This is a genomic window from Streptomyces sp. NPDC058880, from assembly GCF_042742535.1.
In the GTDB taxonomy this organism is placed as follows: domain Bacteria; phylum Actinomycetota; class Actinomycetes; order Streptomycetales; family Streptomycetaceae; genus Streptomyces.
Map to the genome: position 1 here is coordinate 72,133 of NZ_JBHYMC010000016.1, position 12,161 is coordinate 84,293.

Sequence of the window (12,161 nt, forward strand, 5' to 3'; positions counted from 1 at the left end):
GGGCGGGATCGGGGAGAGAACCTGAGCGGGAGGTGCGGGGGCAGGCGCGGCGGGGCTGCGCGAGCCGGGAGGGGTCAGCGAGGTGCGGCCGCGGCCGCCGTCTCGTGCGCGCGCAGGCGCCAACGCGCGTAGATGCGGAGCAGGCCGTGGAGGCGGTACGGGCCGGGCGGCCCGTCCTCCAGCAGCCCGGCCTCCACGAGCTGTTCGAGTACGGACTCGCTCTCAGCGGCCGCGGGGTCGGGGGCCGGCGGGCTTGCGTCCTCGGCGCGCCCGGCCAGCCGGAGGAACGCCTCCCGCAGCTCGGGGGCGAGCGCGTCGAGCGCCTGCCCCAGGACACCGGGCACGGAGAGCCCCGCGTCCTCCGCGAGCGCCAGGCGGGCGACGGGATCCGCCGCGAGCCAGGCAGCGCAGTCGGCGACCGACAGGCCGGGCCGGGTCAGCAGCCGTCCCGCGGCGATCCGCAGGGCGAGCGGGAAGTGGCCGCACACAAAGGCCAGTTCGCGGGTCGCCGCGGGCTCGGCCGCGATGCGTTCGGCGCCGACGAGCCCGGCGAGCAGGGCGTGCGCCTCGGCGGAGCGGAGCACGTCGAGCCGGTGCACGGCGCCGCCGTGGGTGGCGACGACGGCGGCCAGCTGGCGCCTGCTGGTCACGAGGACGGCGGCGCCGTCCGCGGCGGGCAGCAGCGGCAGCACCTGCCAGGCGCCGGCCGCGCCGTCGAGGACGATCAGGCGGCGGCCGGGGGCGGGCTCGGGCATGAGCCGCGCCGCCTCCTCGACGGCGACCGGGGTCCCATCGGGCCGGGTCAGCTGGAGGGTCGACACACCTCCGGGGAAGGACTCCTGGACCTCGTGCGCGGTCTGGCGGGCGAGCGCGGACTTGCCGATGCCCGGCGCCCCCGAGATGACGACCAGGCGCGGGCCGTCGGCGGCGGTGAGCCGGGCGGCCACGGCCCTGCGGTCGGCGTCGCGGCCGGCGAAGGCGGGTACGGGCGGCACCACGTGCGCCGTCCGGACCGGGGCGGACGGGCCGGCGGGCAGCGCGGCGGGCTCCGCCGCGGCCGCGGCGCGCGGGGGTTCCGGCGGGGCGGGCGAGAGCTCTTCGGCGCGCAGGATGGCCAGTTCCAGGCGGCGCAGTCCCGGTCCGGGGTCGATGCCGAGTTCGTCCCGCAGCCGGTCGCGGACCGTGCGGTACTCGGCGAGGGCTTCGGCCTGCCGTCCGGTGCGGTAGAGCGCCTCGACGAGCTGTTCGGTGAAGCGTTCGCGCACTGGGTGGCGGCGTGCGCTCTCGTACAGGTCGACCAGGACCTGATGGCAGTTGCCGGCGGCGAGTTCAAGGTCGCATACCCGTTCCAGCACCCGCAGGCGCTCCTGTTCCAGGACGGGTACCGCGTCCTCCTGGAGCAGGTGCGAGGCGACGTTGGCGAGGGGCTGCCCCTGCCAGAGGGCGAGCGCCTCGCGCAGCCGGTAGAGCTCCTCCCCCGGGTCCCCCGCCGATCCGGCCCGGGCCGCGAGTGCGCGGAACCGGACGAGATCGAGCGTCTCGGTGTCGCAGCGCATCCGGTATCCGCCGGGAACGGCCTCGATGACGGTGGCGGATATGCCGTACTTGGCGAACAGCCGGCGCAGCCGGAGGACGCACGTCTGCAGTGCGGCGCGCGCCGTGGCGGGCGGCTCTTCGTCCCATACGGCACGCAGCAGGTAGGCGGTCGAAACCACCGTGTTCGGGTGGAGCAGCAGTGCGGCGAGAAGGCTCGTTGGCTTGGACGGTTTGAGAACGACGGATTCCGGGCCGTGCGCAATGCTCAGGGGCCCCAAAAGCTGGAACCGGATGACTGATCCCCCGTGTCGGGACACGCATTCCCCCAATGGGGAGCGTGGGCGGGGGCGGTGGTCAGCCGGTTCTTCGGGTTCGCCACACGCCGGAAATAGTCCGGACCAATCCCGAAGTCGCCGTCCGCCCCCGTTGGGCGGTGAATAACCGGAACACTACATAGAGAATCTTGCGGAAGTCGAGCCGGCGGACACTCCTTTCCTTCCCGCAGGCCTTTTCTCCCTTCTCCGTAACCCGGACGCTTCACGCTGTTACCGCCGGTTCGTCAAAACCGTTAAGCGGTAAACGAATTACTGCCGCTGCGCCATCCAAGCATGATGCCGTGATCCAATTAAGGTGTATATCGCGCCACTGATATGGCCGATCCTTTACTCCTCTCCCACAGGAGCGGCCCGTGCCCCCGCGCCCGCGGTGCGATGGCGGGCAAGTCCCGTGGCAAGGACGGGCCATCGGGCCGATCGGAGCGGACCTGCGGTGACGGGACCGCGCGCCGCGACACCCCCGCGGCCGCCACCCCCCTCCGCCTCAGGCCATCTCCGGTCGGACACGCCCGTGTTCGATGAATGCGGCCCGGTCCGTGGACCAAAGGTCAGCCCGCTGGAGCTCCGGCGCGTACGGCCTGGCTGCCGTCTGCGCGCAGACGGTCCTCGGCACGCCGCCGTCACCCCGCGGGGACGCGGTCGGCGCCACCGTGCCCGCCCTCCTCGGCCGAGCGGGTCCCGCTCCGGCGCGCCGACGGCCCTCTCCCGCCCGGGAGCAGCCGCCGGCATGATCCTGGGCGCCGTAGCGGCCACCACCCACCGCGTCCCCCAGGAGTCCCGCCATGCCCGACCGCCCCGTCCTGGAGCCCGCCGCCCAGGTCTTCGCCGACGCCACCGCCGAGCCGCCGTTCCTCTACGAGATCCCCGTCGCCGACGGCCGCAAGGCCGTGGACGACGTCCAAAGCGGCGACGGCGTCACCCTGCCGCCCGTGGACGAGGAGTGGCTCACCGTCCCCGGCGGCCCGACCGGCGAGGTCCGCACCCGGATCGTCCGCCCGCGCGGCGCCACCGGCCCGCTCCCCGTGGTCCTCTACCTCCACGGCGCCGGCTGGGTCTTCGGCAACGCCCACACCCACGACCGCCTCGTGCGCGAACTCGCGGTGGGCGCCGGGGCGGCCCTGGTCTTCCCCGAGTACGACCTCTCCCCCGAGGCCCGCTACCCGGTGGCCATCGAGCAGAACTACGCCGTCGCCCGCTGGATCACCGCAGACGGCGGCCGGCATGGTCTCGACGGCGGCCGTCTCGCCGTCGCCGGAGACTCGGTGGGCGGCAACATGAGCGCCGCCCTCACCCTGATGGCCAAGGAGCGCGGCGACGTCCGCCTCGTCCAGCAGGTCCTCTTCTACCCGGTGACCGACGCCGCCTTCGACAGCGCGTCCTACCAGGAGTTCGCGGAGGGCTACTTCCTGCGGAGCGACGCCATGCGCTGGTTCTGGGACCAGTACACGACCGACCCGGCCCAGCGCGCCGAGATCACCGCCTCCCCGCTGCGGGCCGGCACCGATCAGCTCACCGGGCTGCCTCCGGCCCTGGTCATCACGGCCGAGGCCGATGTGCTGCGCGACGAGGGCGAGGCGTACGCGGCCAAGCTCCGGGCGGCCGGGGTGCCGGTCACCGCGCTGCGCGCGCTGGGGACCATCCACGACTTCGTCATGCTGAACGCCCTGCGGGAGACCGCGGCTGCGAACCTGGCCATCGGACTCGCCGTCGACACCCTGCGCGAGGCCCTGGCCTGAGCGCGCAACCCGGCCCGCCCGAGGTGGGCCTACGCCCGGCTCCGGGCCCGATGCCGGCACGCGTGCCGAGCCCGGCCCATCCGACCTCCGGACGGACGGCGGCCCGGGGCGGGTCCTCGCCCGCGGCGCGGCGAACGGCTCGACGGCCGCCGGACGGGCCCGGGCCCCGGGCCGGCACAGGACGAGCCGGCGCGTGCGTAGCGGCAGGGGCACCGGTCGGGGTGTCGGTCCCGGTCATGACGCGCAGCCCGTCCGCGGGCCGGTCAGTCCGGCCAGGTGCCCGTCAGGCGCCTGACGGCCACGGCTCCGCCTCGGTCGATCGCTGCCTTGACCGCGGCGAAGACGGCGCCCTGCAGGACCGCGGCGATGAGGACCTCCCGCCACGACCGGTCCTCGTCGGTGGCGTTCGGTGCGTCGTCCTCGTGGCCGAGCCGCTTCCACACCTGCCTGAACGCGATGCCGGCCAGCGCGCCTCCGAGGGCGCCGAGGGCCATCCCGGCGGGCTTGTACGCGACGGTCGAGGCCTTCATCGGTGCCTCCTCCGCGATTGCGGTTCCGCTTCTTCCTGCCCTGCGCCTGCCCGGTCCGGCGCACGGCTAACACGGGCCGGACCGGGCGTGCGCCCGCCGGTCGGCCGGATCACTCTCCGGTGGTGGAGGCGACGGGGCGCCGGGGCGAGGCCTCGGGCCGGTACGGGGCGGGGTCCGGGGCGGTGGTGGGACGTTCGGTCCAGAACGTGCCGGACGCCGCGCGCCGGACGAGCATCAGGAGCACTCCGACGAGGCTCAGCCCAAGGGCGATCACCAGCGGCGGACCCATGCCGAACCAGGGCGTTCCGCCGTAGGAGTTCGCCGGGTCCGCCATGTCGGCCACCGACTCCGCCAGCAGCCAGACCAGCATGCCCGCGCCGACGAGCGGCCCGACCCCGATGAGCAGGAACTCGCGCAGGCCCGCGGTGAGCCGGCGCCGGTGGTAGACCGCGCAGGCGATGCCGGTGAGGGCGTAGTAGAAGGCGATCAGCAGGGACAGGGCGGTCAGGGAGTCGGCGAGGGCGTTCTCGCTGATCCGGTGGATGAGCAGGTACCAGACGGTGGCCGTGCCCGCGACCCACCAGGTGCTGACGGCGGGGGTGCGGAACCGGGGGTGGATCAGGCCGAAGCGGCTGGGCAGGGCGTGCCGACGCGCCATGGACAGGGCGGTGCGCGACGCCGGAATGATCGTCGTCTGGGTCGACGCGAGCGCCGAGGTGGCGACGGCCAGGAGGACGATCCAGTCCCAGCCGCCGAGGGCCTCGCGGGCCAGGGAGGCGAAGACGGCCTCCTCGTCGTCGGCGTGCGCGGCGAGGTAGCCGGTGCCGGCGTAGGCGACGACCGCGAAGGCCACGCAGACGTAGGTGGCCAGGAGCACCACGGTCGACCAGATGCCGGCCCGGCCCGGCGCCGAGGAGGGGTCCTTCGTCTCCTCGGTGAGGTTCACGGCCGACTCCCAGCCCCAGTAGACGAAGACGCCGAGGAGCAGGCCGCCGGTCAGTGCCGTCCCGCCGGCCCCGAACGGGTCGAGCCAGTCGGCGGCCGGACGCAGGGCTCCCGGGGAGGCGGTGCCGGCGTGGACCCGGTAGAGGGCCACGCCCGCGAAGACGAACAGGCAGGCGGTCTGCAGGAGGACCAGGACGTTCTGCAGCCGGGCCGCGGCCTGCGTGTCCCGTACGCACAGCGCCGCCATCACCACGATCACGAGCACGGTCAGCGCCTGGCGGATCACGGTGTCGCCCGCCCAGCCGTCCAGACCGACGGCCAGCAGCCCGAAGGTCACGGCCACGTCCGCGAGCGAGCCGACGACCAGGACCCCGGTCATCGTGATCGCCCAGCCGCCCAGCCAGCCGGCCGTGGGACCCAGTGCGCGGGTCACCCAGGAGAAGGTCGTGCCGCAGTCGGGGTCGGCGCGGTTGAGGTAGTAGAAAGCGGATGCGATGAGAACCATCGGTACGAACGAAGCGAGCATCACCCCGGGAGCGTGCACGCCGACCAGCGCGACGATCGGCCCGATCACCGCGGCCAGGGAGTACGCCGGCGAAGTGGCATTGAGCCCGACGGCGAGCGCGTCGACGAACCCGATCGCGTCTGGTCTGAGCGTGGCGGCCTGCGGCGTCCGCGGGGTGTCTTCGACCATGGTCCCTCACTGGTGCGGTGTGAACGGGGCGTGAATGCGATGAGGAAACCCGTGCGTCACCCGGAAGGTCAATGGTGTTGGCATAAGAGTTCCGGCCCATGTCCGACCCCAGGCGCCCCTCCGGACCCCGGCCGCCCGGACCCAAGCGCCCCTCCGGACCCCGGCCACCGCGCCGGCTCAGCCGCGGGCATCCGCCAGCTGCCGCTCCGCCGTGTCCAGCAGCATCTCCAACGCGACGGGGTAAGCGCTGTGCGGCATCCGGGCGGCGAGCAGCCCTGCGGTGGCGGCGATGTTCGGGTAGGCGTCGGCCGGCAGACGGGCGTACGTCGACTCCCAGCGTTCCTCGTCCGACGCGCGCGCCTCGGCCGACAGGGCGAGCGGGCCCGCGTCGAGGGCCGCGAAGGCCAGGCTCTGGTCGATGTAGGCGTGGTAGATCCGCACCGCGTCCTCGTCCGCGAAGCCCGCTCCGCGCAGGATGCCCAGGATCGCCTCGTCGGCCGCGATCTCACGCGGCCGTCCGGTCACCCGGCTCGCGGTCAGCAGGGCGGCCTGCGGGTGGGCGAGATAGGCGCCGTGGATCCGCAGGCCGAGGGTGCGCAGGTCGTCGCGCCACCTGCCGGTCGGAGCCCAGCCGGCCAGTGCCCGGCCGATCAGCTCCTCGCCGATGGCGAGGGTGAGGCCGTCCATGCCCTCGAAGTACCGGTAGAGGGTGCTGGGGTCCGCGCCCAGGGCGGCGCCGAGCCGCCGGGCGGACAGGCCCGCGCTGCCGTGCTCGCGCACCATCCGCAGCGCCGTCTCGACGATCAGCCGCTCGGAGAGCACCGTCCCCTGCCGGGTTGGCCGCCGTCGCCTGCGCGCCTCCTCGGGAACCACGTCCTTCGCCATCGCCGCCCGCCTCCGCATCCAGTCGGTCTTATGCCAACACCATTGACCTTAACTCGGAGCGACCGGTTCCATCAGCCCTCAGAGGCGGACGCCTCGCCGAGAAAGGACCAAGACATGCGTGTTCTGCTTGTGGGTGCCGGCGGTGTCGGAAGCGCGATCACCAAGATCGCCGCTCGCCGCGACTTCTTCGACCACTTCGTCGTAGCCGACTACGACCTGGCCCGCGCGCAGGCCGCGGTCGCCGCCCTGGGTGCCGACGAGAAGCGCTTCGGCGCTTGTCGCGTCGACGCCTCCGACGAGGCGGCGGTGACCGCGCTGCTCGCCGAGCACGCGTGCGACGTACTGATGAACGCCACCGATCCGCGCTTTGTGATGCCCCTGTTCAACGCCGCATTGGCGGCGGGCAGCCACTACGTCGACATGGCCATGTCCCTCTCCCGCCCGCACCCGGAGCACCCGCACAGCGAGTGCGGGGTCAAGCTCGGCGACGAGCAGTTCGAACAGGCCGCGCAGTGGGAGAAGTCGGGCCGCCTGGCGCTCGTCGGCATGGGCGTCGAGCCCGGCCTGTCGGACGTCTTCGCCCGCTACGCGGCCGACGAGCTCTTCGACGACATCGAGGAGATCGGCATCCGCGACGGCGCGAACCTGACCGTCGAGGGCCATGACTTCGCCCCGTCCTTCAACATCTGGACGACGATCGAGGAGTGTCTGAACCCTCCGGTGGTCTACGAGAGCGAGCGCGGCTGGTTCACCACCGAGCCGTTCAGCGAGCCTGAGGTCTTCGACTTCCCCGAGGGCATCGGGCCGGTCGAGTGCGTCAACGTCGAACACGAGGAGGTCCTCCTCGTACCGCGCTGGGTCGGCGCCCGCCGGGTGACCTTCAAGTACGGCCTCGGCGAGGACTTCATCGGCAAGCTCAGGACGCTGCACGCCCTGGGGCTGGACTCCACCGTCCGGGTGCCGGTCCGCGGGGAGGACGGCGCAGAGGTCCGGGTCTCGCCGCGCGACGTGGTGGCTGCCTGCCTGCCCGACCCGGCGACGCTCGGGGACCGGATGACGGGGAAGACCTGCGCCGGGACCTGGGTCAAGGGCACCAAGGAGGGCCTGCCGCGCGAGGTGTACCTCTACCACGTGGTCGACAACCAGTGGTCGATGCGCGAGTACGGTTCCCAGGCCGTCGTCTGGCAGACCGCCGTCAACCCGGTGGTGGCCCTCGAACTGCTCGCGACCGGGGCGTGGTCCGGTTCCGGTGTCCTGGGCCCCGAGGCCCTGCCGCCGCTGCCGTTCCTGGACCTGCTGACGGCGTACGGCTCCCCCTGGGCCCTGCGCGAGCAGGACCCCGCCCCGGCCGCAGGCCACTGACCCGGCCGGCGCACGGAACCGAAATGATCTCCTTTGGCGTCCTTGTCACCACGTGACCGTCCAAGGAAGAGGAGAGGCGACGTGGAGCAGACCCGTCGTGCCGTACTGACTCTGGGAGCCGGGGTGGCGCTGAGCGCGGCGCTGCCCGCGGGAGCGGCTCGCGCGGCGGCGCCCGGAGGGGGTGGGGAGGCCGTCCGACGGCTGCGCGCACTGGAGCGCGAGTACGGCGCGCGGGTGGGGGCGTACGCCCGGGACACCCGCTCGGGCCGGACGGTGCGGTATCGGGCGAACGAGCTGTTCCCCATGTGCTCGGTGTTCAAGACGCCGGCCGTGGCGGCCGTGCTGCGGGACCTGGACCGAGACGGCGGGTTCCTCGCCCGGCGGATCCACTACACGCAGGAGGACGTCACCTCCGCGGGCGGCGGCTTGGTGACCGGCCGGCCCGAGAACGTCGCCGGCGGTCTGACGGTGGCCGAGCTGTGCTCGGCCGCCATCGCCCAGAGCGACAACGGCGCCGCGAACCTGCTGCTGCGCGAGCTGGGAGGGCCCACGGCGGTCACCCGGTTCTGCCGTTCCCTCGGGGACCGCACGACGCGACTCGACCGCTGGGAGCCGGAGCTCAACTCGGCCGAGCCGTCGCGGGTGACCGACACGACCACTCCGCGGGCCATCGCGCGCACCTACGGGCGTCTCGTGCTCGGCGACGCGCTCGTTCCGCGGCACCGGGAGCTCCTGACGCGGTGGCTGGTGTCGAACACGACGAGCGACGAACGGTTCCGCGCCGGCCTGCCCCGCGACTGGGTGATCGGGGACAAGACGGGCGCCGGGTCGTACGGGACCAACAACAACGTGGGCATCGCCTGGCCTCCCGGGCGGCCGCCCGTGGAGCTGGCGGTGCTGACCACCCGGCCGGACGCCGCCGCGCCGCACGAGAACGCACTGGTCGCCAGGGCCGCCGAGGTGCTGGCGGCGGCGCTCTCCTGACGGAGGGGTCGCTTCGGTCCGTACCGCGGGCGGGCCCGCGGTACGGCAGCCGGCCTCCGCGCCGGGCTCCCCGCCCGAACGGGGCCCCTGAGGTGTGCCGGACCTCGTGCGGGGCAGGCGGATGGCATGACCGTGTACGTCGGCACGTCCGGTTGGCAGTATCGGGACTGGTCGGGTGTCCTCTATCCGCCGGACCGGCCGCGGCGCCTGTGGCTGGAGGAGTACACCGGTCATTTCCGCACGGTGGAGATCAACGGCGCCTTCTACCGGCTGCCGTCGCCGGAGACGTTCGCCCGGTGGCGCGCCCGCACCCCGCCCGGTTTCGTGATGGCGGTCAAGGCGAGCCGTTTCCTGACGCACGTCAAACGCTTGCACGAGCCGGCCGAGCCGGTCGCCCGGCTCATGGCACACGCCTCGGCCCTGGGCGACCGGCTCGGGCCTATCCTGCTCCAGCTGCCGCCGACCCTGCGCGCGGACCCGGCCGCACTCGACGCGTGCCTCGCCCGCTTCCCCGCCGACGTCCGTGTGGCGGTCGAGCCCCGGCACGCGTCCTGGTGGACGCCCTCCGTGCGCTCGGTCCTCGCCGATCACGGTGCGGCCCTGTGCTGGGCCGACCGCGGGTCGCGGCCGGTGACCCCGCTGTGGCGCACCACGGACTGGGGGTACGTGCGGTTCCACGGGGGCCGTGCCCGGCCCGCGCCGCGCTACGGCCGGACGGCGCTGCGCACCTGGGCGGCCCGGATCTCGGACACCTGGCCCGGGGACGGCGACGGGACCGGGGACGGGAACGTCTTCGCGTACTTCAACAACGACCAGGGCGGAGCGGCCGTGGGCGACGCCCGGACGCTCATCCGGCTGCTCCGGGCACGGGCATCGTCCCAGTTACCCGACCGGGGTACCGACGCCGCCGCGGCGGCCGCGCACCCGAGCGGCTTCTCCACCTCCAACCAGGCTACGCGGCAAGGATCTTGCCGTACCGTGCTGCTCCAGCGGGCTGACGCGGCGCCCATGAAATGCCACGATGGTCCGTGCTTCAACCGTGTGCCTTTTTCGGGACGCTACGAGAGCGGCGCCGGCGCGTCCCGGAGGGCAGCCCTACCCCACGAAAGGGCGGACTCCCCATGCGCGTTGCACCGTTCGCATCTCCGTTAGGCGGCGACCGCGGATCGGCCGCGGAGGACCCGGTGCGGCTCTACTACAGCCGCAAGACAGAGGAGATACTGCACAAGTACGGTCCGGGACCGCGGGTCCACTTCCATGTGGGGCTGTACCCGGACGGCCCACCGGACACCACCGTCTCCCAGGACACGCTGCAACAGGGCCTCTTCCGCTCGCAGGAACGCATAGTCGAGCACGCGGCCCGCACCTGGGGCGCGTACGGGACGCCTCCCCGGCGGCTGCTCGACATCGGCTGCGGACTGGGCGGCACCTCGCTCTACTGGGCGCAGGAGCACGGGGCTTCGGTCACCAGCCTCACCGTCGCGCCCGAGCACCTGCCCGTCGTGCGGCGCTTCGCCCGTGACGCCGGGGTGGCCGAGCGGGTGAGGCCCGTACTGGCGGACGTCCACGACCTGGACGAGACCCGCGCCTACGATGCCGTCTACGCCAACGAGAGCAGCGGCTACACCGACCGGACCCGCCTGTTCGAGGTCGTCGCCAAGGCCTTGGTTCCGGGCGGCTGGTTCGGGATCCAGGAACACTTCGCGGGTGCTTCCGCCTGGCGGGAGTTCATGGACGGCTACTACAGAACACGGCTCGGCCGGCGCGGGGAGTACCTGGCCGCGGCCGAGGCGGCCGGCTTCGAGCTGGTGCAGGACGAGGACGTGACGGAGTCGGTGGCGGAGTTCTGGGTGCAGTCCATGGCGTGGAACACCGCCGAACTCGACCGGCTCCGTGCGGACCCCGCCGCCCGGCCCGGCGCCTGGACCGACGACCGGCTCGAACAGTCGACGATCGCCCACAGCAGGTTCTTCCGGCTCTGGCGGGAGCACGCGGTGGAGACGCGGCTGCTGCGCTTCCGGATCGGCGGTGGCCGATGACGGCGCCGCCCCGGCCTTCACTCCTCGGTCCGGAACTGCCTCCCTTCTACTGCCCCCTGCCGCGCGATCTCGTCCATCCACAGGCCAAGGAGGTGGAATCCAGGGCGGTCGAATGGCTGGACGCCTTCGGCATCTACCCCGATCCCGTCGAACGTGCCTGGGGGCTGGCCACCCACAGCGCCGACTTCTCCTGCCGCATCATCCCCGACGGGGACGTGGAGGCCGTCCTGCTGTTCACCCAGTGGAACTACTGGGCCAACGCCGTCGACGACTGGCAGGACTCAGGGTCCGATGAGGTGGGAACGGCAGCCGTCGTCGAACACGGGGTGCGGCTGCTGCGCACCGTCGAGGACCCCGGGGCGTCCGTCCTGCCCGACGGACCCATGACCCGCGCCCTGCTGGACCTGGTGCACCGCACCCACGCAATGCTCGGCCCCGGCGAGCTGCGCAGGTTCGCCGAGGGGACCCGGGACTGGCTGCTCGGCGCGGCCTGGCGGGCCTCCCGGACGGAGGCGGGGTCGATGCCGGGGCTGAACGACTTCGTCGCGATGGGGCCGCTGGCGAACGGCACCCGGTTCTCACTGACCTGGTCCGAGGTCGCGCGCGGGGGCGGGCTGCCGGCCGACGTCCTCTACTCCCCCGCCCTGACGGCCCTCACGGAAGCGGCCGGATTCGTCGTCAGCGCGGACAACGACCTGTTCTCCTACGACAAGGACGACCACCTGGAACCCCGCGAGATCAACCTCGTCAACATCCTCGCCCATCAGGAGAGCTGTTCCCCCGCCGAGGCGGTCCCGCTCGCCGTGGGCCTGCGCGACCGGGTGATGGCCTTGTTCACCGGGGTGCGGGCACGGCTGGAGGACGACGCGGGCGACGAGGACGTCGCACTGCGCCGCCACCTGGCGGGGCTGGGCCACTACGTGGCCGGCTCCATCGCCTGGCAGGCCCGGGCACCCCGGTACGCCAGTCCCCGCAACCGATACGAACTGCCGCTCGGCGAGGCCGGGTTCATGATCCGGTACGCCGAGAGGCCCAGCGCCAGCGCCACCGAGCCGCCGGATCTTCCGGCCCTGGCGTCCTGGTGGCGGCACCTGCGTGACTAACGGGAAGGGACT

Annotated in this window: 9 protein-coding genes and 1 pseudogene; 6 read left to right on the forward strand and 4 right to left on the reverse strand. The window is 73.2% G+C overall.

The genetic code is table 11. The annotated features are described in order from the left end of the window. Positions 1-74 precede the first annotated feature (74 nt). Positions 75-1,715 carry a BTAD domain-containing putative transcriptional regulator gene (locus ACFW2G_RS12550; RefSeq protein WP_384449176.1) on the reverse strand — a complete coding sequence of 547 codons (1,641 nt, stop codon included), beginning with the start codon at positions 1,713-1,715 and terminating at the stop codon, positions 75-77. Between the two features lie 938 nt (positions 1,716-2,653). On the opposite strand from ACFW2G_RS12550, the gene ACFW2G_RS12555 reads away from it, so the two are divergent. Then, the gene (locus tag ACFW2G_RS12555; RefSeq protein WP_384581672.1) at positions 2,654-3,607 is read left to right on the forward strand and encodes an alpha/beta hydrolase; all 954 of its coding nucleotides are present in this window, start codon (positions 2,654-2,656) and stop codon (positions 3,605-3,607) included. A gap of 263 nt (positions 3,608-3,870) precedes the next feature. On the opposite strand, the gene ACFW2G_RS12560 is transcribed toward ACFW2G_RS12555, so the two are convergent. The 3 genes from ACFW2G_RS12560 to ACFW2G_RS12570 all read right to left on the reverse strand — a co-directional run bounded on the left by ACFW2G_RS12560 (position 3,871) and on the right by ACFW2G_RS12570 (position 6,661). Beyond that, positions 3,871-4,137 carry a DUF4235 domain-containing protein gene (locus tag ACFW2G_RS12560; RefSeq protein ID WP_037916998.1) on the reverse strand — a complete coding sequence of 89 codons (267 nt, stop codon included), beginning with the start codon at positions 4,135-4,137 and terminating at the stop codon, positions 3,871-3,873. A gap of 109 nt (positions 4,138-4,246) precedes the next feature. Then, complete coding sequence (locus ACFW2G_RS12565) at positions 4,247-5,776, reverse strand: APC family permease (RefSeq protein ID WP_384449170.1); 1,530 nt, start codon at positions 5,774-5,776, stop codon at positions 4,247-4,249. Positions 5,777-5,953: 177 nt separating this feature from the next. After that, a complete protein-coding gene (locus tag ACFW2G_RS12570; RefSeq protein WP_037916995.1) occupies positions 5,954-6,661 on the reverse strand; it encodes a TetR/AcrR family transcriptional regulator in 708 nt (235 codons plus the stop codon). Positions 6,662-6,775: 114 nt separating this feature from the next. On the opposite strand from ACFW2G_RS12570, the gene ACFW2G_RS12575 reads away from it, so the two are divergent. From ACFW2G_RS12575 to ACFW2G_RS12595, 5 genes and pseudogenes are all read left to right on the forward strand, one after another. Further along, positions 6,776-8,023 carry a saccharopine dehydrogenase family protein gene (locus tag ACFW2G_RS12575; protein ID WP_384581670.1) on the forward strand — a complete coding sequence of 416 codons (1,248 nt, stop codon included), beginning with the start codon at positions 6,776-6,778 and terminating at the stop codon, positions 8,021-8,023. Positions 8,024-8,104: 81 nt separating this feature from the next. Beyond that, positions 8,105-9,007, forward strand: coding sequence for a class A beta-lactamase (gene bla, locus ACFW2G_RS12580; RefSeq protein ID WP_384449164.1), 903 nt, complete (start codon positions 8,105-8,107; stop codon positions 9,005-9,007). A 126-nt stretch (positions 9,008-9,133) separates the two neighbouring features. After that, positions 9,134-9,871 (forward strand): annotated as a pseudogene (locus ACFW2G_RS12585) (DUF72 domain-containing protein); the annotation flags it as partial. Positions 9,872-10,128: 257 nt separating this feature from the next. Then, the gene (locus ACFW2G_RS12590) at positions 10,129-11,046 is read left to right on the forward strand and encodes a methyltransferase domain-containing protein (RefSeq protein ID WP_384449158.1); all 918 of its coding nucleotides are present in this window, start codon (positions 10,129-10,131) and stop codon (positions 11,044-11,046) included. A gap of 92 nt (positions 11,047-11,138) precedes the next feature. Then, positions 11,139-12,149 carry a hypothetical protein gene (locus tag ACFW2G_RS12595; protein ID WP_384680919.1) on the forward strand — a complete coding sequence of 337 codons (1,011 nt, stop codon included), beginning with the start codon at positions 11,139-11,141 and terminating at the stop codon, positions 12,147-12,149. The last annotated feature ends 12 nt before the right edge of the window (positions 12,150-12,161 follow it).

Bases quoted from the DNA above. Each gene is read 5' to 3' on its own strand.
- ACFW2G_RS12555 (WP_384581672.1), top strand. From the start codon at position 2,654: ATGCCCGACCGCCCCGTCCTGGAGCCCGCCGCCCAGGTCTTCGCCGAC.
- ACFW2G_RS12560 (WP_037916998.1), bottom strand. From the start codon at position 4,137: ATGAAGGCCTCGACCGTCGCGTACAAGCCCGCCGGGATGGCCCTCGGC.
- ACFW2G_RS12565 (WP_384449170.1), bottom strand. From the start codon at position 5,776: ATGGTCGAAGACACCCCGCGGACGCCGCAGGCCGCCACGCTCAGACCA.
- ACFW2G_RS12570 (WP_037916995.1), bottom strand. From the start codon at position 6,661: ATGGCGAAGGACGTGGTTCCCGAGGAGGCGCGCAGGCGACGGCGGCCA.
- ACFW2G_RS12575 (WP_384581670.1), top strand. From the start codon at position 6,776: ATGCGTGTTCTGCTTGTGGGTGCCGGCGGTGTCGGAAGCGCGATCACC.
- ACFW2G_RS12590 (WP_384449158.1), top strand. From the start codon at position 10,129: ATGCGCGTTGCACCGTTCGCATCTCCGTTAGGCGGCGACCGCGGATCG.